The sequence below is a fragment of the Desulfomonilia bacterium genome, from assembly GCA_036567785.1.
Taxonomy (GTDB): domain Bacteria; phylum Desulfobacterota; class Desulfomonilia; order UBA1062; family UBA1062; genus DATCTV01.
On sequence record DATCTV010000004.1, the window covers coordinates 109058 to 134027 of the forward strand.

A 24970-nucleotide genomic window follows, 5' to 3' on the forward strand; every position below is an offset into this window, starting at 1 on the left:
CCTATATGCTTCCCAGTGTCCTTTGTATCGTTACGATATTTCTTCTCATAACCCTTTCATAATAATCAAGACCTGCGTTATCAGGACCCGTGGCACACGGATCGAGTATTGCTGCCGGAATGCCGGTCTCTTTCGATATAGCCTCTGGTGTCCTTGAAGAGAACTGAGGCTCATAGTAGATTGCCCCTGCCCTGTATTTTCTGATCTTTCCGATTATCGAAATCATCTCCGATGCCGATGGCTCCATGCCGGGATGCGACTGAAGAACGGCGACTATTCTGAGCCCCGTATCACGGGCAAGGTAATCAAACGCCCCGTGCTGTGTGACGATATTCCTGTTTTTGAGCTTTTTAACCAGAGAAGTAAATTCGTCTGCCAGGCGGTCCATCTTCAGTTTATACTCTGTTGCATTTCTGCCGTAGATTCCGGCTCCTTTCGGATCGGCCTTTGAAAGCCCCCGGGCGATGTTGACTGCAAGCAGTCCATACATATGAGGACTGGCAAACAGGTGCGGATTAAGACCTTCGTGAAGATGGACTTTTTCTTCGTGATGCCCTTTCATATCGTGGTCCTCTTCAGTGTATTCAAGCAGGTTCCTGATACCTGCCGAACTGTCAATGATTAGAAGGCGGCTGCTCGCCCTTTTTACCGGAGCACCAAGGAATTCTTCCATACCCAGACCGTTTATAACGAGTACATCCGCTTTTGCTATCTTCTGCATGTCCCCCGGCGTCAGCGAATAGTCATGAGGACAGCCCAGATTTGACGGCAGCATCAGTTCTACGTTCATGCCACTGCTTCCCTTAACCACATTCCTGGTTATCTGATATATGGGAAATGTCGTGCAGAGGACATTAACCTTTTCCCCGGAGGCAAATGCTCCTCCGGCAATAACAAGAATGAAAAAGGATACCAGGACAGAAAAGATACATTTCCTTCCGATACTCACAAGCATGCTCGGCCTCCGAAAATCGCTTATTGCAAATTCATTTGCATTATGATTAATAACAATCAGCATGTCAATCGTTAATGCAATTCATTTCGCAATAAGATTCTGAAAGGCTTAAGGATGTATAAAAGAAACACAACCCAGAGAAAACTGCTTGAAGAGATCATATCCTCAAGCCCGACCCCCTTGAGTGTTCAGGAAATCCTGTCCGAAGGAAAAAAGAGCATAAAAACGCTCAATCTGGCAACCGTTTACAGAAACCTTAAGATTCTCATAGATTCGGAATGGCTCAAGGTCGTCTCTCACCCGGCGCTTGGCAACCTCTATGAAATGAAGGAAAAAAGCCATCACCACCATTTTCACTGCCACAAATGCGACAGGGTTTACCAGCTTGATGGGTGTCCTTTAAAAAAGACGGGCATCTCGCCACCCGGATTTGTGCTTCAGGACCATGAGGTTTACCTCTCGGGCATCTGCGCAGACTGCAACAGGCGCTGACCAGATCGACTCGTCCGCTCAGAATCTGTACCCGATGCCCACTGAAATATCATTGGAGCGGCTGATGCCTATATCCCCGTCAGTGTAAGTAAATGTATATCCTGCGATCGAAAAGACCTTGTCTGTAAGATCAAGTCCGGCATTAAGACTTAATTTATGTTCATTGACGTTTTCCTGATAGACATCATATTTCATAACCGTTGAATATTTACCTTTGCCCTTGCCTTTGCCAGCAGGAATGGAAGAAGTCTGATAGGAGGTACCATAAGAATATTCATAGCCTAATTCGGTAAAAAGTTTTTCAGTGATGTTGACTCCGAAGTATGCACCAAATGAAATTTCGTCTTGTGAATAGATATCATCCTTCGCCCTGCTGTCCACATAGCTTGCATATTCGCCTGCATAGAACATGGATGTCATCTGCTGAGAAAAATAAAGCGCTGCGCCCAATGAAATCTCCGACTGTTCCGTATCCTTTACTGCAGATGCTTCGATCATAGGCGAGATGTTTATCTGAAAACGCTCATCATAAGTATATGTGAGACCGGGAGATATCATGGCTGAGATATAGTCCTGTTCGGCAGTTTTAAAATAGGCGGTTGTATCGAGAACACCTCTCAAGGTCCAGTCGAATGTTTTTTCGATATCGGACTGTCTGTTCCATGAGATATTGCCGTTCAAGTAACCGTCCCCTGTCGGGTCATCTACAGACCTCGTCACATTTGAATCATACCCGGGACGAATGTAAATCTCGAAGTTTTCTGCATGAAGACTGGCAAAACAAACCGGATGCAGGATCAATATTATTAAATATATTTTCTTTATTTTTATGTGCATTTAACTTTCCTTTCATATCGCTCTCACTTCCCGTGTTTCCTCTGGCCGCCTGAAACACTTGCCTTTCCGGCACCATGCTGCATTGTGCTTCCCCTGCTGCCTGAACCGGACATTCGAGATGCATTCGACCATACCGGTTTGCCTTCATTATTGCGAAGCGTGATTATCTGTCCTGTGGCTTCAATTTTTATATCCTGGGCAATAATATAAAGATTGCTGTCCCTGCCAAGTGATTTGGACCCTCTAACCGTCACGTTATCGCCTTCAGACATGCTCAGTCCTGTCTGCCGCCAGTACCATGCCGGTGATGCGATAACCATGTAAGTATCCTTTTCCGCTTTCAGACCGAAGGTGACCGGCCCTGTCTGCGGTACAATCAACCCCGCCACTCTACCTTTAATTTCTCCAAGGGTGTTCATATCAAAACCGCCCGGATACACTATCCCGCTTTTTTCTAAAACCTTGTTCTCATCATTCGCATAGACAGCTGATGATGCAAGCATGAGCATAAAAAGGACAATGACGGACAGGACATGAAATGCCCTGCCGCCAAGCGTATCCTGATAGTTATTTAATGTTTTTCGTACCATACCCGGTGCCGTCTTTAGGTCCCGTCTGGTTATTGCCTGTACCGTCACCCGGTCCATAGGTATTACCTCTCTTAGCCTGATTTGACTTTGCTGCATCAGTACTTTTCAAACAGGACCCATCCCTGAGTCTCAGCTTCACACCCGTCTTCTGGGTGGATGTTGTCTGTTTGCAGATGCCTGATCCTTTGCCGTACCCGCCTTTACCTTGTCCAGCCAATGCATCGTCCGCCACAAGTGCCGTTCCGCCGATAAATGCCGCTACCAGTGTTGCAATTAACATCTTTTTCATTAAGCTTCCTCCTGAAGATTTTTTTGTTTTCAATCATACAGGAGCAAGCCCTGTGCCAGGTATGAATCAGCACGTATCATATTGTTATTATTTTATTTTTTTATTTCTGAACAAATCCGGACCAGGTTTTTGCATGCAAAGTCTGTATGGCAAGTGCAAATCCTGCACATCTTCCTTTCATAATCCATATTCCTTTATCCTGTACTGAAGCGTTCTCAATGATATTCCAAGTCTGTCAGCCGCTTTTTTACGGTTGCCTCCGGTTTCCGAAAGGATTTTTACAATCGTATCCTTTTCAACTGACTTGAGATATTTTTCCTGATGGCCGGAAGATACTTCGGCATCCAGTTTAAGATGCATTGCATCAATCTCATTTTCAGCAAGAATAACAGCACGTTCAATAACATTCTGGAGCTCCCTTATGTTCCCGGGCCAGTGATACGAAACCAGAAGATTCCTTGCCTCGTCAGTAAAGCGGGTCGTCTTCTTTCCGAATTCAGTGGAATATCTAGCAAGGAAATATTCGGCAAGAGGCAGTATCGCTTCTCCCCTTTCCGAAAGGGAAGGAAGCTTTATCGGAAAAACATTCAGCCTGTAAAACAGGTCTTGCCTGAAACGGCCTGCATCCGTTTCTTTTTTGAGGTCCCTGTTTGTAGAAGCGATAATCCTTACATCCACCGATATGAGCCTGTGCCCGCCGACACGTTCAAAAGACCTTTCCTGAATCACCCTTAAGAGTTTCACCTGGACGGACGGCGATATTTCGCCGATTTCATCGAGGAACAGTGTCCCTGTATCCGCAAGTTCAAAGCGCCCTTTTCTTATATTCAATGCTCCTGTAAAGGCGCCTTTCTCATGGCCGAACAGTTCGCTTTCAAGCAGATTTTCGGACAATGCCGCGCAGTGAACGGCAATAAAAGGTTTTGATTTCCTTGGGCTCATCTGGTGGATGGCCTTGGCGATCATCTCCTTGCCTGTACCCGATTGCCCTGTAATGAGGACTGTAGCTGTCGTAGAAGCCACCTCTGTTACAAGTTTTTTAATTTCAGACATATTGCTACCAAGAAAAATCTTGTCGAACGGGGGGATGTTTCTGCCGATTTCCTCTGCAAGAATGCTTATCCTCTGTTCCGATTCCGCATCCTTTAATACCCTGCCTACGACATGTCTCAGTTCATCAGGGCTGGAAAAGGGCTTGGACAGATAATCAGATGCACCCAGTTTCATAGCCTCTACTGCATTGTTGATAGAGCCGTAGGCAGTGATGATTATCCACCTCATGTCACTCCTCAGATTTCTGCCAGCCTTCATCAGGTCGATTCCGTTCATATCAGGCATTTTAAGGTCGGTTATTACAAGCTCATACGAATCGGATTTTATCATTTCAAGTGCTTTGCTTCCGTTTTCGGCTTGATTGACGTCATAACCCTGTTCTTTAAGAACAAGACTGATAAATGACCTCATTGTCATGTCATCATCGACTACGAGTATTGACTTAGCCAAATCACTTCCCCTTTCCGCCGGGCATTTCCATAGCTAGAACTGCGCCTTTTGCACCGGACCTGTTTTTAAGAGATATCTTCCCTCCCATCCCACTGATCACCTTTTGAGCATAGGCAAGCCCCAAACCTGTTCCGTTCGTCTTTGTTGTAAAAAACGGAGTGAAAACCTTTGCAAGCCCTTCTTCCCCAAGGCCTTTACCATTGTCTTCAATCCTTATTTCAACTGTCTCGCCTTTCAGGCTTGCCGAGACCGATATTTCACCTTTATCCGGAATCGATTCCATCGCATTTATCAGGCCGTTCAGTAATACCCTTCTTAGCTTTTCACCGTCGGCAGTTACATAAATATCGTTATCTATTATAACATTCTTGATCCCGGCGAATGATGAAAGCACCTCGTTGACACTGTCGGTTGCCAGCTCATAAAGATTTATTTTCTCTAACCTGTAGGTTTCATCTCTGGAAAAAAGCAGCATCTCATTTACCAGTGCGCCGATCCGGTCCGAACCTTCTATTATGAAACCCAGCGCCTGTTTCCTCTCATCCGAATCACTTGTCTTTTCATCGATCCACTGTGCATATCCCTTAAGACCTCCGAGCGCATTTCTTATTTCATGAGCAAGAACAGAGCTCATCTGCCCTATCATGCCCAGTTCCCTCTGCCTCTGCATCTCTGATTCCAGCCTGATATAGCGGGATGCCATCCTCTCGAACAATATGCCCGAAATCCACAAAAGCAGAATTACAACACCAGCCGTCCACCATATCCTTCCCGCATTGGATATTATATTCTCGGTCTCGGCCGTGTTCATGACAAGGACAAGATAGCTGCTTTCATTTCCTGATGTCTTAAGTGGAAATACATATTCATAAGCCCCGATTCCGGTACCCAGAACGATCCTCCTGCCTGACGGTTTTTCATGATTTTGAGGAAGAACACCTTTCATGACTGAACCTTTCAAGCTCGGATTGGTATGAAAAAGAATTTTACCGCCGGAATCCGCAATAAATGCATATGCGACAACACGATCGGAAAGGATGTTACGGAACTCTTCACCGGGGGTCATATCCTTCATGATAAGCGTGCTTTCCGCAGCAGTGGATATGGCAAGGGCGGAGTTTTCAAGGGATCGCCATGCCAGAACCCTGACTGTTCTCATATTGCCCGATGTTGTAATGATTATGGCAGCCGTAAATACGCAGAGAAATGCAAAAAGCGCCGCTCTCATTATAATTGGTGTGTGCTTTTTCATTCTCTAACGGTTTAATTGCTCTTTATTTCCGCGGATTTATTTTTTTTCTTCTCCTGCAATAATCTCCTCACCTCTTCATGGCTTTCCTTTGTGATAGGCAGGAGCTTTACGAAAACACCGGATATTATGAAAAATATCCCGGGACCGATGCCGATCATAATCCTTATGCAGTCAAGCGCGGCCTGAGGCTGGGGAAGCGTGCTGTTTTCCACATAGCCGAATATTCCCATCAGCATGGATGCAACCCATATCACAATACCGGTAAGGATAGTCAGCAGCGAGAATGTGACACCGTAAAAGGCCCCTTCCCTCCTGACGCCGTTTGAGAGTTCGTCAAATTCGATGACGTCGGGCATCATGGAAAACGGTATCACCTGGGTGGCCGAAATGCCTATGCCGGCAAGTCCGCACAGAATGCCTGCGGCAGCGATGTTCGACGGCGGCAGAAAAATGGCGCTCAACATCACAATGACCATGTAGGCCATTGCCATGAAAAATGCTGTTTTTTTACCCTTTTTCTCTCCGATATATACCCAGAGAGGAGCGGCGAGAACCGCAGTGATCAGGGGCAGGCCCAGAAGAATGTAGGTCATGCTTTCGGGCATTTTCAGAACGTCCTTAAGATAGAAGAGGAAAAGGCACTGTATGAGATTGAATCCAAGGAGGTTCATTATGAACATGGTAATGGCGATCCTCGATTCCCTGAGCTTCATGATGGAACCTATAATACTGAACATGCCGCCGGTGATTTCCGCTTCAGATTTCACCCTTTCCTTTGTGAAGAAAAATGTTATCAGCAGAGATACAAGAAAAACCGCTCCACCGATCACGCCCATGACTGGATAACTCTGTTTATAGAACTCGTGCCCCCTGTATATTTCGTCAACAATAAGGGCGACCCCTGCGGCGCCAACAAGATTACCCACAAATGTGAGCCCCATCCTTATCCCCGATATGGTGGTTCGCTCGTCATAGTTCTGCGAAAGCTCCGGCATCAGCGAATTGTACGGCAGGGCAACGAAAGTATAAATGGTGACATAAAGAACATATACGACGGAAAAATATATGATGTTGGACACATGGCCGCTGAACGGGACAACCCATAAAAGTACAAACAGGATCGAGGCCGGAATGCAGCCGAAGAGTATGAAAGGCCTTCTCCTGCCGAATCTTGTCTCAGTCTTGTCGGAGATCATCCCGACAATAAAGTTCAGTACGGCGTTATAGATGTTGACTGCCAGAAAGATGCTGCCTGCAAGCCCGGCCGGCACTCCTGTTACGTTGATGACGAAATATAATAGATAAAAGCTTACAGCGGTGAATACGACATTGATCCCGAAATCACCCATGCCGTATGCAAACTTTTCCCATAACGGAACAACAAATCCGGGTTTCATGCATGCCCCCTTCTAAAAATCAAACAGATCATATGTTAAGTATAGTATGCCAGAAATGTCATGAATTCAATTGCTCTGTTCCTCGTGAAAATCATGATTACCCTTTCATAAGTGTTGACCAGAGGCTAATGCAAATGTATGAATAACTGGCCTGATCAAAGGCATGAACAGATAAAATAATTTCAAAAAACTGGGGAGGTAGTATTATGAAAGGTTTAAGATTTCTGACAGCTTTTCTTTTATGCTCACTGATTGCGGTACCGGTAACTGCGGCAAATAACGAACCCATCAAGATAGGCGCGATCCTGGGAGTCACCGGACCTGCGGCCAACCTCGGAAAACCGGAGGCCAACACACTTGAAATGCTTACCGCCGACATCAACAAGAAAGGTGGCATAAACGGCCGCAAGATACAGCTCATAATCAAGGATTCGGCGGCAAGCCCAGAAAAGGCGATTTCTTTCGCAAAGCAGCTCATAGATGAAGACAAGGTCATTGCAATAATCGGTCCCTCAACCAGCGGTGAGTCAATGAAAATAAAAGGCATTGCAGATGACGGCAAAACCATACTGTTGTCCTGTGCAGCGGCTGAAGCGATTGTTGTTCCGGTAAAGAAATACATATTCAAGACGCCGCAGAACGACAGATTCGCAGCCATGAAGATTTTCTACCAGATGAACAAAATGGGAATAAAAGAGATAGCAGTCCTGTCAAGCAATACCGGATTCGGCAATGCCGGCAAGCAGCAGCTTGAAACCATAGCCCCTCAGTATGGAATCAATATTGTCGCAAACGAGGTCTATGACAAGGAAGCGACCGACCTGTCTGCAGTCATTACAAAAGTCAAGACAGCCGGGGCCCAGGCCATTGTCAACTGGTCGATTGAGCCTGCGCAGTCAATAGTGATAAAGAATGCAAGACAGGCGCTCGGGCCTGACTTCCCGATCTTTCAGAGCCACGGTTTCGGCAACATAAATTATGTCAAGGCTGCCGGGCCCGCTGCAGACGGAGTGATCTTTCCGGCAGGCAGGCTCCTGATTGCCGATATCCTCCCGAATACCAACAAGCAGAAACCCGTACTTTTAAAGTACAAGAAGAGCTATGAGGCCCTTTACAAGGAAGAAGCCAGCACATTCGGAGGCCATGCATACGATGCCTTTGCAATACTTGTCGAGGGGATCAAAAAGGCCGGAACAGACAATGAGAAGCTCCGCAACGAAATAGAAAACATGAAAGGTCTTGTAGGAACGGCTGGCATTTTCAACTTCTCGCCTGCTGATCACAACGGCCTTAACATGGATTCCTTCGTAATGCTTACGGTAAAGAACGGCAAATTCGTCCCTCTGCCGGATACCCCGGTAAAAAAGAAATAGCATGAAATCCCGGGATGAGGCCTGTTGATGCCTCATCCCTTTACCTAATCAACGGCATGGGTATAGAAACCTTTTTCCAGTATATAATAGCAGGGATTACCTACGGAACGATTTACGCAATCGTCGCCATCGGCTTTAACATCATCTACAACGCAACGGGAATAATTAATTTCGCGCAGGGCGAATTTGTAATGCTGGGAGCAATGACGGCCGTTACGCTTAATGAATACATGCCCCTGCCTGCCGCAATAATCTGCGCAGTCATCATTACGATGGCTGTCGGCGCACTCATCGAAACCCTTTTCATACGCTGGCTCAAGAATCCCGCTGTTCTGAGACTTACGATAATAACGATCGGCCTCTCTATTCTGATAAGGGAGACAGCCCTTCACATATGGGGGGCCGGCGTCAGGTCTCTGCCCTATTTTACAGGCACTGCCGTCACCACAATATCAATCGGGGACGTGCTTGTCTCACCACAGATCCTGTGGGTAATTGGGGTCTCAGGGATAATGGTTCTGATTCTGAGCTTCTTTTTCAACTACACGCTTGCAGGCAAACAGATGAGGGCCTGCGCATCAAACAGCAATGCAGCAAGGCTTTGCGGAATCAATGCAAAAAACATGGTGAGCCTTTCCTTCATATTGAGCGCGGGCATCGGAGCACTTGCAGGATGCGTCGTGTGCCCGATTACCTATGTCCAGTATGACAGCGGCACCAGCCTGGCCATCAAGGGTTTCACGGTAGCGATTCTCGGAGGACTTGGAAACAGCACGTCTGCAATAGCCGCCGGCATGATTCTGGGCATTATGGAATCGTTTTCAATATGGATTATGCCCACGGCGTACAAGGACGTCATAGCCATCACCCTGCTCCTTCTGATTCTTTTCGTGAGGCCTTCAGGCCTGTTCGGAAACGCCGAGACCTCACGCCTGAAGGAGTTCTGATGCTGAGAAACAAGAATTTTCAGATCGGCCTTCTGGCCTTCATAGTCATAGCCGTGCAGCTGATGATTACTTTCACTGGCAAAACGCCTTATCTGACCCAGCTTACCATGACGGGCTATTATTCCATGGTTATTATAGGACTTACCCTTCTGATGGGATATACCGGCCAGATATCGCTTGGGCATGCGGGTTTCTTTGCAATAGGAGGCTACACTTCCGCCTTACTCACGACATTCAACATGCTGCCCTACAGATCGAAACCTTTGATCTCGCTGCTTGAAAATGTCGGGGTGCTCACGCTTCGTAAAGACCTCTATGAGATGGACATACTCACAGTGACTCCGTGGGCGGCCTGCATTGCCGCGGTCATTCTGAGCGTCCTTATCGCCTGGATAATAGGCCGGCCGGTGCTCAAACTCAAAGGACACTACCTTGCAATGGCAACGCTCGGCTTCGGAACGATAATATACAAGATCGTACTTGCAACCACCTTTCTGGGAGCAGCGGACGGGCTTTCCGACATCCCGGGATTCAGCCTTTTCCCGGGTCTTGAGGTAAGCGGGAAGTCGTCCATACGCATAGAGAATTATTATATAGCATGGGGTCTTGTAATAGTTAGCATGATCCTGCTTACAAACCTTATCCATTCAAGGGTCGGCCGGGCGTTACGTTCAATACACGCGGCCGAGGATGCATCCAACGCCATGGGCGTAAACACCGCACAGTACAAGCTGAAAATATTCATACTCAGTGCTGCGCTCGCATCTCTCGGCGGCGTATTCCTCACTCATTTCAATGGGGGCATCGGACCGTCTGAGGCTTCCATCATGAAGTCGGTCAGATATGTCGCGATTGTAGCCATCGGCGGCATGGCAAACCTGTGGGGTGCATTGTTCATGGGAGTGCTGCTTAATTTCCTGTCGCTGAGAGGTTATCTCGGCTCGTTTGACGACGCGGTTTTCGGGGCGATCCTTATCATTATAATGCTCTTCGCTCCAGATGGCCTTTTGAACAAAGACCTTTTCACCGGCATCTGGTTTAAGCTGAAACGTCTCGCATGGAAAAAGGTGAATACAGAATGAGCCTTCTCGAAGTAACCAACCTCAATAAACGCTTCGGCGGCCTGCAGGCCGTGGATGATGTCAGTTTTTCCATCAGTAATGGTATGATCAAAGCCCTTATCGGCCCGAACGGTGCAGGCAAGACAACGCTTTTCAACCTTCTTACCGGCATGATCCCGCCCGATTCCGGCAGAATTACGTTCAAAGGTCAAGAAATCCATCACGCTCAACCCTACATCGTGGCAGGTCTTGGAATAGCGCGCACATTCCAGCATATCAGGCTCTTTTCCGGAATGACTGCCATAGAAAACATCATGGTCGGCAGGCATACTCACAGCAGGTCGGGTTTTGTATCATCTATGCTGGGCCTTCCCTCTACGGGAAGAGAGGAAAAATCAATAAGAAAAAAATCCCTTGAGATAATGAATTTCCTCGGTATCGAGGAACATGCCGATACCAATGCAGCAAGTCTTGCATACGGCCAGCAGCGCATAGTCGAACTGGGCCGGGCGCTGGCATGCGAGCCTGAACTGCTTCTTCTGGATGAGCCCGCCGCAGGGCTCAACATGAGGGAAACCTCCGAAATGGCAAAGCTTATCATGAAGATCAGGGATACGGGCGTTACAGTTCTTATCGTAGAGCATGACATGAGTCTTGTAATGAACATCTCGGATGAGATACTGGTGCTCAGCTACGGCCGGAAAATCGCGGACGACATACCTCTGGCGATACAGAAGAATCCCGAAGTCATCAGGATATACCTGGGGGAGGACGATGCTCAGGCTTAGGAACATGGAATCAGGCTATTCCGGGCTCAAAGTGCTGAGGCGCTTGTCCATTCACGTCTCAGAGGGGGAAATCGTAACCATAATAGGCGCCAACGGGGCCGGAAAAACGACCCTTTTGAAGACAATCGCAGGGCTTATAAAAGCCTCATCAGGCGAAATCCTTTTTGAGAACTGCGATATCTCGAAGCTCCCGCCTGAAAAGGTCGTCATGATGGGATGCTCGCTCGTACCTGAAGGAAGGCAGGTATTCGCGCCCATGACAGTCAGGGAAAACCTTCTGCTCGGGGCATACCCTCAGTACAGGAGAAAAAAAGGCAAAGAAGTCGATGATGATCTGAAGCGCATATACACACTCTTCCCAAGGCTTCTCGAACGCGAAAAGCAGCTTGCGGGTACTCTTTCTGGTGGAGAGCAGCAGATGCTGGCCATAGGAAGGGCCCTTATGGCAAGACCCAAGCTTATCATGATGGACGAGCCTTCCATGGGACTTGCCCCCCTGATAGTAAAGGATATTTTTTCGATAATACGACTGCTCAAAGACGAAGGCAACACGGTGCTTCTTGTCGAACAGAATGCAAAGATGGCCCTGTCCATAGCCGACAGGGGCTATGTGCTCGAAACCGGCAGGATAATGCTGGAAGAAAAGGCGCAGGAACTCCTGTCCAACAAAGATGTCCAGAGGGCGTACCTCGGCAGGGACCTGGATTCGGAAGTAAGGATATAAGGTATGAACCCGCAAATATCATTACCGGGAGGCCGATATGTATTTTGAACCTCAACAGGAACAGATGGACCGGGAAGAATTAAAGCAGTTACAGCTCGAACAGCTTCAGGCTATATTGTCCAGGGTTTACATGCATGTCCCGTTCTACAGGAAAAAGTTCGACGAGTTGAAGATAGACCCGGATGACTTTAAAAACCTTGATGATCTGAAGAACCTTCCCTTCACGACGAAAGAGGATATATCGGACAATTACCCTTACGGCATGTTTGCAGTGCCGCTGCGCGAGGTCGTCAGGATTCACGCGTCTTCCGACATGTCGGCTGTTGTAGGCTATACGAAGAACGACATAAAGACATGGTCTAACCTCGTTGCCAGGCTGCTCACTGCTGGCGGCGTGACAAAGGATGACGTCGTACAGATCGCCTATGGCTACAGCCTGCTCACCGGCGGCTTCGGAATGCACTACGGTGCCGAGAAGATAGGCGCTTCAGTCATTCCGATATCAACCGGCAATACTGCGCGCCAGATAAAGATCATGAAGGACTTCAGAACCACGGCACTTGTCTGCACACCGGGCTATGCCATGCATATCGCCGATACTATTCACAAGTCCGGGACAGGTCTCGGCAACCTGTCGCTCAAATACGGTCTTTTCGGAGGAGAACCCTGGTCAGAGACCATAAGAAAGGAAATCGAGGAAAAGCTCCATATCACTGCAACGGACAACTACGGGCTGAGCGAAGTGATCGGACCGGGTGTAGCCTGCGAATGTCTGGAAAAGGATGGTCTTCACATACAGGAGGACCATTTCCTTGTCGAAATCGTCGATCCCGTTACACTTGCCCCGGTAAAACCGGGTGAAGCAGGAGAAGTGGTGATTACGACGCTCACCAAGGAGGCATTCCCTGTAATAAGGTACAGAACCCGCGACATTTCAATGCTGATTCCGGGCCAATGCAAATGCGGCCGGACTATGCAAAGGATGGCGCGCATCATGGGACGGACCGACGACATGCTCATAATAAAGGGCGTCAATGTTTTCCCGTCGCAGGTAGGCGCAGTGCTTTCCGAAGTTGAAGGAACCGAACCCAATTATCAGATAATCATTGAAAGGAAGGGCTCGCTTGATGAAATGAAGATCAATGTCGAGGTCTCTGAAAGCAGCTTCTTTGATGAAATCAAAAAGCATCAGGCGCTTATCGAAGAAATAAAGGATAAGATCGCATCTTCAATCGGCATATCGACAAAGGTCAGACTTGTCGAAAAGAAATCATTGGGCGAGATTCCCGGCGTAAAGGTGATCGACAGGAGGGATAAAACCCAGACGGAGAAGCCACTTTAATTGTCCTTTAATGTCTGAAAATGTATTCACGTATTAAAAATACGCGAGACTGACACTATCAGTGGTTCAACTAGAGGTTCAGATAGTCCTGCGGCGAATCCCCCCTTATTTAATTCTATCCCGTCAGGTGCTTTCCTTATGCCCTCCAATTCATATCAGCCTTTATCACCTCTCAGAAATCCATGATTTTGACCGTAATATCCGGAGTTCCCACGTCTTCGATTCTGAATCTGTATTTCTTTTTGATCGGAAATACTTCATTCAATATGGTTCTGGCCTCGGATTCATATGTAAATTCATATGTTCCGGTTTCAGGCTGGTCTGTCATGTCAAACCATAGCGTGATTATGGACTGGTTGAAGCCAGCCTTCTCCCACTGGAAACGTGTTTCAGGGTCGTCGTCAGTATAGAGGAAATCTTTGGGGGCCAGTCTGTAAACATCATTGGCCGGCGTTCTGACTGTCATGTAAGTCCCGTCTGTCATAAGATTGCGGTTGGGGAAAGCACCCCATATCCTGAGCTTGAGATAGCGGACCCCGTCTGGTTCCTTCTCGAAATATGGACCCTTGACAATGCCTCCGAACGGATTCTGCGTGCTCTGCCAGTCAAAAAGAGGCCAATTGAGTGTTGATGTCGAAGACTCCGCCATGGCTGTTTTATCCGGGAATGGGGGAACGGGTTCGCCGGTCTTGTCCATCCGGGAGTTATTCTTCATTGATAAGGCCAGTTTTGCAACCGTCTGCTGGAAGGCCTTCAGTTCATTCGGACCGAATTGAGTGGAAGCGCCTTCATAATACTGCTTCTGGTACTCCTCTAATGTCGTGACATAACCTGCATAGTCATTGGTGCATTGTGCAACGACTACATATCTGACCGGCCCCTCCTCGTCAGCCCAGCCGTCACCATTTCGATCACCGTTGAAAATCAGCTTTATCGTGTTCTCGATACGCCGTCCGGCCATTGTAGTCACCTCAACAGGCATGGCACATATTATCAGCTCCCCTATCCTGAAAAGCTGGACAGGAAGAATATTGGAACAAAACGGAATTTTTATGTCTTTTCCAGTATCACCGTCCTTTGATGATACCTGGATGAATCCAGTGGCCAGAAGAATCACCTTCGGATATTGGCTGGCTTTATATTCGTCAGTAAGAGAACCTAAAGTACCGGGGGAGATCAAACCAAACAGGTTTGGGGCCAGAAGGGCAAAGAAGCGTTCGGTGAGGCTGGCTATACCGTCGGGACTCAGATCGTCAACAGTAATACCTTCTCTGAAAAGAGGAGCAGGCGACCCGGAATCTTCGGTGCTGCCTGCCGTAATAGGACCGCCCATGGCCGCCTTGGAGGTTTGCCAGGGATTTTTAGGGTCTTCGCTTGCAACGCAGGACATGTCAACAAAGACATGACGGTAATCTATGACAGGACTAAGTTTATGTTCGCCTCCGTTAGCATTCAAGTAGAGCTCAAGCGCCTTGTCAAACTGTCTTTTGCCAAGCTCCTTGGTATGCTGCCAGTCGTATATTCCAGTCTTGCTGGGGGGGCCGTACATGATGTTTCCGGAGACGTCTCCGCAATTCGCCTGGGCGAAGGCACCGGTCATGTAAGGAAAGCGCCGCTCCCACAGGGATTCGGCATATCCCTTGCTGTCGCCGGAAACAAACCGGAAATTGGTACCGAGAGATGTCGGGTGCAGCGCAAACCAGTTTACCATGGCGTTTTCGCCGATTTTCAGTAGGGTCATGCGTTTGTTGGTGTTGTTCCAGTCAACACCGTTAACGTAACCTGTGGAAAGACCGTTTTCAAGGTGTTCCCTGTCTTCAGGATCAAGATTTTCCAGGTTGCTGAAGCCGGCCTCATTATCTATGGAAGTGATGTCGGAAACACGACCGTAATGCTTGAGTTCGGTCAGCGGATTATTAATGTAGGCCCGAGGCGAACGATTCCATCCGCACTGGAACAGATTGTCCTCATTGATTCTCAAATCCGCCGGCTGCAGGGATGCTTCCGCTAACCGTATGGCCTTGACGATGCCGCTGACCTGCACATCGAAATTAATTTTATTAAATCCTCCGCCGCCCAGATTATACATGGGAGACAGTGAAGCACCGCCTGGCGCCGCATGGGTGTGCGTTCCCTGGAGCATGATGTTATCATCAGACCATCCTTCGTCCTTCAATGACCTGACTACTTCCTGCTTGACACCCTGAAAAATCATGCAGACATCGGATGTAACATAGGCCATCTTCTTATCGCCCTGCCTGAAGACAAATGCCCTGGCGTAAGTACGGGAAAGCAGTCCTTCGCCCTTCTGCGAAGGTTCGGCCATTCCCATGAACTGCGCCATGGCCGGCGGCCCTGTTACATCTGCCTTGCCCACACCTGCGTACAGGATATCCGGAACATCCTGTCCGGACGAATCTTCAGCCTGGCCTGCCGGACTAACAGGATTATCACTGCCGCCTGAAGAACAGCCTGATAAAAGTAAAAACAGGATAAGCGAGATTACAGGTCCGGATTTAAGGATAGTCCTCATTGCCACTTCTTACCTCCTCACGAACGGATGAGCGTGATCAGCCATCAACGCTATTAAAATCAACTATAAAATAAAGGAAAAGAAGAGAAAAAACAAGAGGTCACAACTCCCCGAATTTGGCTTGACATAACGTTGTGCATGACAAGGTATTATTCTCCCGTGAGTATCTGTCAAATCGGATTAATATTTTTGTATAAACAGCAGACCGGGCTTTTTTACGGCTTGACGCCATTCCGGCCCTCCATATTTTCTCCCAGCCTGTTATCAATTATTATCACATTGATCTTTCTGTAATCAAAAAAGGCATCTTCCGAATTCCTCTGGAGTATCCTCTCACGCAAACGTTTGAGTTCGGGTTCGTTCTTAACTGTGCTTGAAGCGGCCAGAACCTCGTAGTCACCTTCTTTCCCGGCTGACTTATAGATATTATCGTATTCTTTTCTGAAGGCCTCTGCAGAGACCTTCTTCTTTTTCATAAACGATTCGACGTCCGCTTTCATATTTTTCATGTTATCCAGGGTATTCCGGGCCAGATTCAGAAGATCATTGTTCTTCTCCCTGGCCGTGACCTCTTTAAAATATTTCGTCATAACGGAAAAATCCGGAACAGTTGAAGTAAGTGAGCCAAGTATCATCCCGCTTATTCCCGTATCCGTTTCTTTCCAGTAATGCTCGAACATCGGCTGTGCAGCTTCGGTAGATATAAGCAATTGTCCCAGAACATTTATTGCATTGGCCCGGATGTTTCGGTCAGGATCATTTATCTTCTCTATGAGGAACGAAACCGATTTATCGCCCATCTTTCCGAATACCAGCATGTTAAGCCAGTAATAGTTCTTTATATCCAGCTTCAATATCTCCACGGTCTGCGGCAATGCCTTCTCATATTGCATCTGGCCGAGCAGGTTCAGAATGTTGTAGCGCATTTCAACATCCTTGGTTGATTCAAGGGTTGAGAGAAGAAAATCGCCTGATTTATTCCCTCCGATATTTGCCAGTGCGCCAAGGCAATTCCCCTGAACCTGACTGGATTGAGTCTTCTTATAAACGTCGATTACGGCATCAACCGCATCAGGGTCCTTTGTCATTCCCAGAACCCATATATAAACCGCCAGTTGAACTTCAGGCAGGTCCTTGTCCTTGAGCTTGCGGATGATGGCTGCCGATATTTCATTCGGATTTTTTTCGGCTTGACCCACTACGGATTTGACAAGAGACGACTCCGCCTTTTCACCGAGAGAGGCCATCTTATCTATATCTTTCAAGACATCCTTGGTCTCCGCGGCGGATGCAGGCACATATAAAGCAACCGATATGAATATCGTCACGGCTGTAATATACAGTATTCGTTTCATTTTATTACTCCTTGCCTTTTCTGATTTTTCATTTTGGTTCTGCTCTAAAAAACCCTTTGTCTAAAATAAATAGGCATATCGAACATGAATGTCAAAACACTTTCAAAAACTTTATCCGTACGACCGTATCGAGCTAAAAAATAAAGACCCTGCACAACTTCCCAAGTTTTTTGATTGAGGAAACTTGTCATCAAAAATCATTTTCTTAAATAAAAACTCTGCCATGTCAGCAATTATTCATGAATTGTAGAGGAGTTGTGCAGGGGTCTTTATTCAATTCTAAATTCGCCTTTTTCAAAAAAGATCTGTCTGAGCTTACAGGAAGTGTCACCTGTTATTAGGCGCAGCGCTGAATCTTTTCCGTTTTCTGGAGATTGGATCGGCGCTGAATCAGCCCCTGCTTTATGTCATTCAGGGTTCCGAATGAAGATACGGGCTGTAGGTTATATTGTCCTTTGAATTGATGTTGGCTTCTATGATTTTCGAATCTGTTGTCCCCCACCAGTTGTTTTGAGCGTTGATATTTGTGAGAGTCTGATTGTCAATGTCATAATAGGCACCGCCTTCTATATTGTTGGCATATATGGAATTATAGCCGCCCGAAACGCCGTCGCCCAGATTTATGCGGCTCATCGTCCCGCCTGCTTCATTATTGAATACCATGCCGTTTTGGTAATTGCCGATAATGGTGTTGCGTGTGAAAGTGAAGTTATCTATCGTGCCGGTGCCGCCTCTGTCGCCATTACCTGTCATTGTTATTCCGTTAGCGTGATTATTGCTTAAAGTGTTATGCATGAAAGTGAAGTTTTCTATTGTGCCTGTGCCCTGATAACCGTTGTCCTTTATGCGTATGCCGTTTGACCTGTTATCGGATATGATGTTTCCGGAAAAGACAAAGCCACTCATTGTGCCTTCACCGCGCAAACCATTATCAGATATCAGTATGCCATCACCGCCAGATGGGGAAAGAGATCTAAAACCGTTGCCGGTAATAGTGTTTTCAGTGAAGGTGAAGTTTTCCATGATGCCTCTGTTGCTAAAATATATAGGATTGCCACCATTATACGATATATCTATGCCTATAAGCCCATTGTTGTTAATGGTGTTGCCGGAAAGGACAAAGCCCGTCATGATTCCATAACCGTTAGAGCCGTTTGTAGATAAATTTATTCCTGTCATTTGATTGCCATTTATGGTGTTGCCGGAAATCGTGAAATTGGACATGTCACCGTCTCCTTCGGAACCGTTATCAAAAAAGGTTAATCCGACAAAACCATTATCGTTGAACGTATTGCCGGAAATCGTGAAATCCTTCATTACGGCAACGCCTCCGGGTCTTGCATTTCCACCCAAAGATAAACCTTCGGTGTTCAGGTTGCATGTATTATCCGATATTAAAAATCCCTCTATTTTGCCCTTGTTTTTATAAAAACTTATTCCGGTGCCTCCTTCATAGCCGTTCGCGGTGTTGCCTGATATTGTGAATCCTGACATTGTGCCGGTATTGCTGACCCCGATTATCCCACCGACATAGTCTGAAATACTGCCACCTCCCTGGCTGTCACAGGCAATATTGTTCAGTATATTGAAGTTCTGCATCGTGCCGCTGTTGTTTGATAAATCTATTCCCCTCCAATAGCTGCCGGTTATCGAATTATCAGAAATGGTAAATCCAGAGATCGTGCCGGTGTTTTCTGAAAGGTTTATGCCATCCCAACCGCTGTCTTTTATCGAATTATTGGAAATGGTAAAGCCCGTCATTGTTCCGCTGTTTTCTGAAAGGTTTATGCCGTAATGGCCGCTGCCTGTAATGGTATTATGCGAAATCGTAAAATCAGACATTGTGCCTATGCCGCCTCTCTCTCCATTTCTGGTTATGGATATGCCATTAATTTTATTATTATTAATGGAGTTATATGTGAATGAGAAATTTTTCATTACACCTTCCCCATTAGAACCGTTTGCATTTATATTTATGCCGTTTGACCTGTTATCGGATATGATGTTTCGGGAAAAGACAAAACCGCTCATTTCTCCATAACCGTTCAATCCATTATCATCTATTATAATACCGTACCCACCACTTGAAGAAGGATATTTATAACCATTTCCAGTGATAGTATTTCCGGTAAATGTGAAGTTTGTCATGATGCCTCTGCTGCCTAAAGAAATAGGATTGCCACCATTAAACGACAAACTCATGCCATCTTTCCCGTTATTGCTTATGGTGTTTTCCGAGAAGATAAAGTCAGACATAGTGCCATAATGCTCAGAGCCGTTTCCAATGATTATTCCCCTCAAATGATTTTCATTGACGGTGTTGCGGGAAATAATGAAATTAATCATATCGCCATCGCCTTTTCTGCTGCCATTGTCAACTAAATCTATTCCTACAAATCCATTTCCGTTGAATGTGTTGTCGGAAATCGTGAAATTCTTCATTATTGCCACACCGTGTGGACTTCCATTTCCATGTAAATACAAACCATAAGAGTTTATGTTGCATTCGTTATTGGATATAATGAAATCTGAAAGTGTTCCCATATTATAACCAAAACTTATTCCGCCCCCCCCCAAATAGCCATTTGCTATGTTGCCAGATATAGTAAATCCTGACATTGTACCAGTATTTTCCACCGCAATTATACCGCCGGTATCAAATGATTCATCCCCCCCACCTCCCTGGCTGTCACAGGCGATATTGTTCAGTATGCTGAAGTTCTGCATCGTGCCGCTGTTATTTGATAAATCTATTCCCCTCCAATAGCTGCCGGTTATGGAATTATCAGAAATGGTAAATCCAGAGATGGTGCCGGTGTTATTAGAAAGGTTTATGCCGTCCCAACCGCTGTCTTTGATAATGTTATTGTTGATTGTGCCTGTTGAAGTTATGCCGTCGGTAAATATGATGCCGTTGCTCGGGGCGTTCTGCAAATGAAGCCCCATTACCGTATTGTTGTCTCTGATGGTCACGAGGCTGGAATCGCCCGGCAGGCCCGTGCCGTCGATCACGGGATAGCCCGTGGCTAAAATCCCTTTGAATCCCCCGTCGTATCCGCTGCCCCATAGGACAGTATCGTCGCTTAGTTTGACAACTTCATTATATCCGTCGTTGCCCTGCCTCACATATACCCACTTGTCTCCGAACGCATTGTCAACACCTTCCTGTATGGTCCTGTAGGGGTGTTCATATGAGCCGTCTTCGATGCCAGTGGTGTTGGAGTTGTCGACATAGGTTAGGCCGTCGATCACCTTTGTTTCGACAGGCGCTGGCGTAATCTCTTTTACAAGGACATCCATGTCCCTCATGACCATGTCTGTCATACGGTCTCTCAAAGGCCTTGCGCCTTTGCCGAAAGAAAAGAACTTTTCCATGCTTTCAAAAGGATTTCCGCTTTTGAGCATATTGCCGATGGAGAATGGCAGCGTCACATAGCCGCCCACATACGCCTCTGTCGAGGATACATTGTCATTCGAGACCTTGACATCCAATGTCAGGAGGGGGATCGGCATTATCTCTAGCCTTGCCTTTATGCCGTTGATGTCCGGGCCAAGGTCTGCGGTGTAGTTATAGCCTCCTATGAAGGCCCTTGTCTCGACATAATCGGATATGAAAGGGATCAACGCCCCTGCCTCGTAATCGACGCCTTGCATGGGCTCTTCGTAAGTGCTTGTTGTTAGCTTGTTCAGGCTTCTTGAGGCGAATTCATGGGTTATTTCCTGATCGAGCACGATTTTTGATGACTGCGGGAAATAAAAATTGGCCCTTACATCCACCCACCTGGAAAGGGCCTCCACACCGAAACCCCACTGCTCGAAGCGGTTTCCGTAATAGCTTTTAAAAAAATCATAATACAGATTGGCACCAAGGATAACGTTTTCCTCAAACGCCATATGCCTCAAGCCGATACCGATATTCTGCTCGTTTGCATCATGGTCGTCCCAGTTAAGTTTGGGGTTTATGAACACAAGCAGGTTTTCCGTCCCTACGGCGGGAATCAAAAAGTCGGAATAATAAATGGTTCTGCCGCCTCCGCCCATTATTCCGGGGCGTATCATCGCAGGCCATTCGGACGGCGAATCGAGAATCCATATTTTGCTGTCCTTGATATGGGCGGCAGTCGGTGCCGATTCCTCGGCTTTTGCATTGGAAACTAACAGTAATGGAATTATAATTATGATAATTAGTTTTTTCATTCATAATTTATTAGAGATTAATAAATGCAAATGCAACAAAAACCGGCTATTTTATAAAAAACATTTCGTAATCACTGATGGGATAATCTTGAATGAAGCATAAACGAAAATGTTCCTGATTATATTTTATAAGGGAGGGATAAGGAGATGCTTATAAGGATTCTCATTTTAGTTCTATCGCTACTTTTAGCGGCCGTCGTATATGTATGACTGACACCTTTCGGGTGTGAATTCCTCATAATCGCAAGATATTCATGGGTGCTTGCGGCATTTGCGGTATTGCTTGCAGCCTTTTCAATATATGGCCTTGTCAGTCAGGCGAAGGGCAATGGAACCCAACAGGTGCCCGCTTATGCAAGGGTCTTTATAAATAAATATGTGTCAATGCAAGACCCCATAAGGCATTATATGAGCTTACATCTTTTTGAATCTGAATTTCGAACCAAATTCTGATTTAATTGTAATACCTGTTTTTTTTAAGCCATTTCTGCGCTTCACCCATGCAGTAGATGAAATAAAGTTCATGAAGTGTTTTTTCCTTTGCAAGTGTTTTGGTGATAAATCTTGTTGAAGAAAAATCTTCATGAATTATATTTAACTCACATTGTGGAAATGTTTCCTTCATCTTTCTGCTGTTATCCGACGGCACACAGTCATCGTTGGTTCCATGAATGAGCATTACCTTTGTTGATGGATTCATTGTCCATCCAGAATCGAGATCATTTTCCCTAAGTTTTTCATAGAATTTTCCGGTCCCTGCATCCATTTGAGCCCTGATGCCCGTTTCGAATATATCGCGCGGCTTTTTCGAAGATGGCTCATATTTATCGACTTCTTTATCCGAATGGTATCCGTCTATCAGATTATAAAGTTCAGTATAGCTTGGAGCAAAAAGTTCCGCGGGACTGTAATTCAAGTCGGTTGTCTTGTTTAACGTGGCAATCAGATAAGGGGCGAAGTAGAATACTGGAAACTCGGAATCCGCCATGAGTTTCTTGCGCATCACATTAGAAAGCGAGTATGGTCCTGCCTGTGCAGCCACTGCTATAACGCTTAAACCCGGATAGCTTGCCGCGTTCAGAGAAAGCTCCTTGAAAAGAGCCATAGTTGCATAGCCGCCTTCAGAATACCCCGTCAGGAAAACCCTTCCGTTGCTTCTGCTGAACTTCGCACCCGTAATCCATCTGTCAGGATAATAAAAATCGTTATAGAAGTTGGACTGTCCAAGGGTTTTAAGCATATCTGCGCATGCATATCCAATCGGCTTCGACTGACAGTAGGGGTGTAGATCATTTTTGTGTAGGCTTGCCAATCCCATCCCAGGAAGATCAGGAACAAGCGTGATATACCCGGTTGCAGCAAAGAGGGTCGCATAGGCAAGTTCAGGCCCCCATGACGCACTTGGCGCTTCCTTTTTGGTAAGCAAAGTGCCATGCTGGAAGCTCAATACAGGCATATCCGACATGCTGCGGCCGTCCGGATCATAGGGAATTATCATAACACCGGATGAATCAATCTTTTTCCCCTGAGCGTCCCTTGTTGTGTACTGAACATCAAACATTGCAATAGGATAATCCATGTCCTTGAAATTAAATCCTGATTGACCCATCATATGTTCAACGATCGCTTTTTTTGAAAGCTCATGTTCAGCTATAATACTCGCTGCATTGTCCAGAGCCTTGTGAATTTTTTCCTTTGAGAGTCTATATTTGCCATATCTCCAGGAAATTCCCAAAGTCCCTCTTTGAGCTATTGAGAATATCTTGCCTGTCCCATATTCATCTTCTCCGCGCAGGCTTTCAGAAAAACCATCATCAGGCACATCGCTGAAAGCCTCCAGACTTATCATTCCACGGCCGTTGTCGCTGTCTATAATAATCCATGGGTCAATCCATGTTGCAGGCGTTGAGGGCAATATAATCCTAAGATGACTTTGTCCATCCGATACATCCATTGGAAAATTTTCATCCGAATCATCATAAGGATCATCAATTTCTTCAGGATTTTCGATAATCGTACACTTTTCAATCTTTTTTTCGCCGCCTTCTCTTTCCATGTATTCAAGATAGACATTCTGCGTTTTGCCGAAAAAGGAGCCTGTCAAATCTACTGTCTCCCCGGGAGAGATTACACCTTGACTGGAAACAATATGTGGAGTTCTCACTTCAAGAGTTTTGTCAATTAGATAGATATCATCATTACCCTCTATGCTCATATTAAGCTCATAGATTCCAGGCGCTAACTCGCCTTCAATTCGGAGAACCGCTTTCCCTTGCGATATTGAGCATTGGCTCAAATCATAATGTTTGTCTTCCGAGTCTTCAAGCCAGAAATTGGCAGTACCATCAATTGCAGCCTGTTTCAGTTCAGGATAGTCATCCCCAAAATCGATGGTATAGACCATGTCATCACATACGCTCTTGAATTCACCTTGGAATATTTCTGTGTCAATAATGGCTCTGTCGTTATTTGAACTTTCACCGCACCCGGAAAGAAATAATGTGATTGACAAAATTACCATAAAGTAATCGATCCATTGTGACGTCCTGGATGTTGATAGCATAATCTCACCCCATATGTTTTATATATTTAATAATATCGACAATAATTTGTATTCTAATAAATTGAATTTCGAATGAAACTTAAGATTGTACTCGTAATCACAAGGTCGAGAATAAACGCGCCGGGAGTTCTGAATCATATTATCATCCGAGGAATTGAGCGCAGGTACATTTTTGAAGATGATCTTGACAGGAACGACTTTGTGAACCGTCTGTCGGTTATTTTCACTAAGACTAAGACAAGATGCCAGACTAATAGGGGGCGCTGATTGGTAAATTGATTTAAAGTTTTAAATCTGCTTATTCTTATTATCCAATCAGCGTTACCCCAAGGGGTTCCCACCCTTTGGATCTATATCATTTTTTTGTATGCCGGTAAGCATCTTCCTGAACCTTGACCAGTCTATCATCTTTCAAATCCTTATAAGTCTGTTGTCATTAAGCTTGTCTTCAACCCCCAGCATGAACAGATTCATTGAAATCCTTCTGAATAATTTATTCAATTATTACAATTGGTTATAACAAACAAACAGCAATACCGCAAGTTATTTCAAGGGGTTAAAATTATTTTTTTAAACAAAACCTCTGCCATGTCAGCAATTATTCATGAATTGAAGGAGGGGGGTGTGCATGGGTCTTTTATATACGGTTGTTGCAGCCTTACCTGAACACAAAACAGGCTAACGGTTTTAAGATTTTTTAGTTATAATATCAGAGTTTCAAACATCAGCAGAAGGATTCTGCACAAGATCCGTGTTGGGGAACAGGATAAAA

At 46.0% G+C, this 24970-nt stretch carries 18 protein-coding genes; 7 read left to right on the forward strand and 11 right to left on the reverse strand.

Going from position 1 to position 24970, the window contains the following annotated elements:
- Window position 1 precedes the first annotated feature (1 nt).
- Window positions 2–955: a metal ABC transporter substrate-binding protein gene (locus VIS94_01430; GenBank protein HEY9159734.1), complete on the reverse strand. Its 954-nt coding sequence runs from the start codon at window positions 953–955 to the stop codon at window positions 2–4.
- A 114-nt stretch (window positions 956–1069) separates the two neighbouring features.
- Between VIS94_01430 and VIS94_01435 the strand changes: the two genes are divergently transcribed.
- Window positions 1070–1447: a transcriptional repressor gene (locus VIS94_01435; GenBank protein HEY9159735.1), complete on the forward strand. Its 378-nt coding sequence runs from the start codon at window positions 1070–1072 to the stop codon at window positions 1445–1447.
- 18 nt (window positions 1448–1465) lie between these two features.
- Here VIS94_01435 and VIS94_01440 read toward each other — a convergent pair whose 3' ends face one another.
- The 6 genes from VIS94_01440 to VIS94_01465 form a co-directional block, all read right to left on the reverse strand.
- Window positions 1466–2284 carry a hypothetical protein gene (locus VIS94_01440; protein HEY9159736.1) on the reverse strand — a complete coding sequence of 273 codons (819 nt, stop codon included), beginning with the start codon at window positions 2282–2284 and terminating at the stop codon, window positions 1466–1468.
- Window positions 2285–2307: 23 nt separating this feature from the next.
- Entirely contained in the window at window positions 2308–2874 is a 567-nt protein-coding gene (locus VIS94_01445; GenBank protein HEY9159737.1) for a hypothetical protein, read from the reverse strand.
- Entirely contained in the window at window positions 2852–3163 is a 312-nt protein-coding gene (locus VIS94_01450) for a hypothetical protein (protein ID HEY9159738.1), read from the reverse strand. The genes VIS94_01445 and VIS94_01450 overlap by 23 nt, the downstream gene beginning before the upstream one ends.
- A gap of 177 nt (window positions 3164–3340) precedes the next feature.
- Window positions 3341–4666, reverse strand: a complete 1326-nt coding sequence (locus tag VIS94_01455) for a sigma-54 dependent transcriptional regulator (protein HEY9159739.1) — start codon at window positions 4664–4666, stop codon at window positions 3341–3343.
- 1 nt (window position 4667) lies between these two features.
- Window positions 4668–5918 carry an ATP-binding protein gene (locus VIS94_01460; protein HEY9159740.1) on the reverse strand — a complete coding sequence of 417 codons (1251 nt, stop codon included), beginning with the start codon at window positions 5916–5918 and terminating at the stop codon, window positions 4668–4670.
- An 11-nt stretch (window positions 5919–5929) separates the two neighbouring features.
- On the reverse strand, window positions 5930–7315 hold the full coding sequence (locus VIS94_01465) for an MFS transporter (GenBank protein ID HEY9159741.1): 1386 nt from the start codon (window positions 7313–7315) through the stop codon (window positions 5930–5932).
- 206 nt (window positions 7316–7521) lie between these two features.
- Here VIS94_01465 and VIS94_01470 point away from each other — a divergent pair, with 206 nt between their 5' ends.
- Genes VIS94_01470 through VIS94_01495 form a run of 6 tightly spaced genes read left to right on the forward strand, consistent with a single transcriptional unit; the run spans window position 7522 to window position 13550 of the window.
- Window positions 7522–8688 (forward strand): ABC transporter substrate-binding protein, encoded by a 1167-nt coding sequence (locus tag VIS94_01470; protein HEY9159742.1) that lies wholly within the window; start codon window positions 7522–7524, stop codon window positions 8686–8688.
- Window positions 8689–8702: 14 nt separating this feature from the next.
- Window positions 8703–9635, forward strand: a complete 933-nt coding sequence (locus tag VIS94_01475) for a branched-chain amino acid ABC transporter permease (GenBank protein ID HEY9159743.1) — start codon at window positions 8703–8705, stop codon at window positions 9633–9635.
- A complete protein-coding gene (locus VIS94_01480) occupies window positions 9635–10717 on the forward strand; it encodes a branched-chain amino acid ABC transporter permease (GenBank protein ID HEY9159744.1) in 1083 nt (360 codons plus the stop codon). The genes VIS94_01475 and VIS94_01480 overlap by 1 nt, the downstream gene beginning before the upstream one ends.
- Entirely contained in the window at window positions 10714–11484 is a 771-nt protein-coding gene (locus VIS94_01485; GenBank protein HEY9159745.1) for an ABC transporter ATP-binding protein, read from the forward strand. The genes VIS94_01480 and VIS94_01485 overlap by 4 nt, the downstream gene beginning before the upstream one ends.
- On the forward strand, window positions 11471–12208 hold the full coding sequence (locus tag VIS94_01490) for an ABC transporter ATP-binding protein (GenBank protein HEY9159746.1): 738 nt from the start codon (window positions 11471–11473) through the stop codon (window positions 12206–12208). Before VIS94_01485 ends, VIS94_01490 begins: the two co-directional genes overlap by 14 nt.
- Before the next feature lie 37 nt (window positions 12209–12245).
- A complete protein-coding gene (locus tag VIS94_01495) occupies window positions 12246–13550 on the forward strand; it encodes a phenylacetate--CoA ligase (GenBank protein ID HEY9159747.1) in 1305 nt (434 codons plus the stop codon).
- Between the two features lie 172 nt (window positions 13551–13722).
- Here the strand turns inward: VIS94_01495 and VIS94_01500 are convergent, their stop codons facing one another.
- The 4 genes from VIS94_01500 to VIS94_01515 all read right to left on the reverse strand — a co-directional run bounded on the left by VIS94_01500 (window position 13723) and on the right by VIS94_01515 (window position 24198).
- A complete protein-coding gene (locus VIS94_01500) occupies window positions 13723–16083 on the reverse strand; it encodes a neutral/alkaline non-lysosomal ceramidase N-terminal domain-containing protein (GenBank protein HEY9159748.1) in 2361 nt (786 codons plus the stop codon).
- 215 nt (window positions 16084–16298) lie between these two features.
- Window positions 16299–17438, reverse strand: a complete 1140-nt coding sequence (locus VIS94_01505; protein ID HEY9159749.1) for a HEAT repeat domain-containing protein — start codon at window positions 17436–17438, stop codon at window positions 16299–16301.
- 411 nt (window positions 17439–17849) lie between these two features.
- On the reverse strand, window positions 17850–21635 hold the full coding sequence (locus tag VIS94_01510; GenBank protein HEY9159750.1) for a right-handed parallel beta-helix repeat-containing protein: 3786 nt from the start codon (window positions 21633–21635) through the stop codon (window positions 17850–17852).
- A 454-nt stretch (window positions 21636–22089) separates the two neighbouring features.
- Window positions 22090–24198: a hypothetical protein gene (locus VIS94_01515; protein ID HEY9159751.1), complete on the reverse strand. Its 2109-nt coding sequence runs from the start codon at window positions 24196–24198 to the stop codon at window positions 22090–22092.
- Window positions 24199–24970 lie beyond the last annotated feature (772 nt).

Bases quoted from the DNA above. Each gene is read 5' to 3' on its own strand.
- VIS94_01470 (HEY9159742.1), top strand. From the start codon at position 7,522: ATGAAAGGTTTAAGATTTCTGACAGCTTTTCTTTTATGCTCACTGATT.
- VIS94_01505 (HEY9159749.1), bottom strand. From the start codon at position 17,438: ATGAAACGAATACTGTATATTACAGCCGTGACGATATTCATATCGGTT.
- VIS94_01460 (HEY9159740.1), bottom strand. From the start codon at position 5,918: ATGAAAAAGCACACACCAATTATAATGAGAGCGGCGCTTTTTGCATTT.
- VIS94_01490 (HEY9159746.1), top strand. From the start codon at position 11,471: ATGCTCAGGCTTAGGAACATGGAATCAGGCTATTCCGGGCTCAAAGTG.
- VIS94_01430 (HEY9159734.1), bottom strand. From the start codon at position 955: ATGCTTGTGAGTATCGGAAGGAAATGTATCTTTTCTGTCCTGGTATCC.
- VIS94_01485 (HEY9159745.1), top strand. From the start codon at position 10,714: ATGAGCCTTCTCGAAGTAACCAACCTCAATAAACGCTTCGGCGGCCTG.
- VIS94_01465 (HEY9159741.1), bottom strand. From the start codon at position 7,315: ATGAAACCCGGATTTGTTGTTCCGTTATGGGAAAAGTTTGCATACGGC.
- VIS94_01435 (HEY9159735.1), top strand. From the start codon at position 1,070: ATGTATAAAAGAAACACAACCCAGAGAAAACTGCTTGAAGAGATCATA.
- VIS94_01495 (HEY9159747.1), top strand. From the start codon at position 12,246: ATGTATTTTGAACCTCAACAGGAACAGATGGACCGGGAAGAATTAAAG.
- VIS94_01515 (HEY9159751.1), bottom strand. From the start codon at position 24,198: ATGCTATCAACATCCAGGACGTCACAATGGATCGATTACTTTATGGTA.
- VIS94_01475 (HEY9159743.1), top strand. From the start codon at position 8,703: ATGAGGCCTGTTGATGCCTCATCCCTTTACCTAATCAACGGCATGGGT.
- VIS94_01510 (HEY9159750.1), bottom strand. From the start codon at position 21,635: ATGAAAAAACTAATTATCATAATTATAATTCCATTACTGTTAGTTTCC.
- VIS94_01480 (HEY9159744.1), top strand. From the start codon at position 9,635: ATGCTGAGAAACAAGAATTTTCAGATCGGCCTTCTGGCCTTCATAGTC.
- VIS94_01450 (HEY9159738.1), bottom strand. From the start codon at position 3,163: ATGAAAAAGATGTTAATTGCAACACTGGTAGCGGCATTTATCGGCGGA.
- VIS94_01500 (HEY9159748.1), bottom strand. From the start codon at position 16,083: ATGAGGACTATCCTTAAATCCGGACCTGTAATCTCGCTTATCCTGTTT.
- VIS94_01440 (HEY9159736.1), bottom strand. From the start codon at position 2,284: ATGCACATAAAAATAAAGAAAATATATTTAATAATATTGATCCTGCAT.
- VIS94_01445 (HEY9159737.1), bottom strand. From the start codon at position 2,874: ATGGTACGAAAAACATTAAATAACTATCAGGATACGCTTGGCGGCAGG.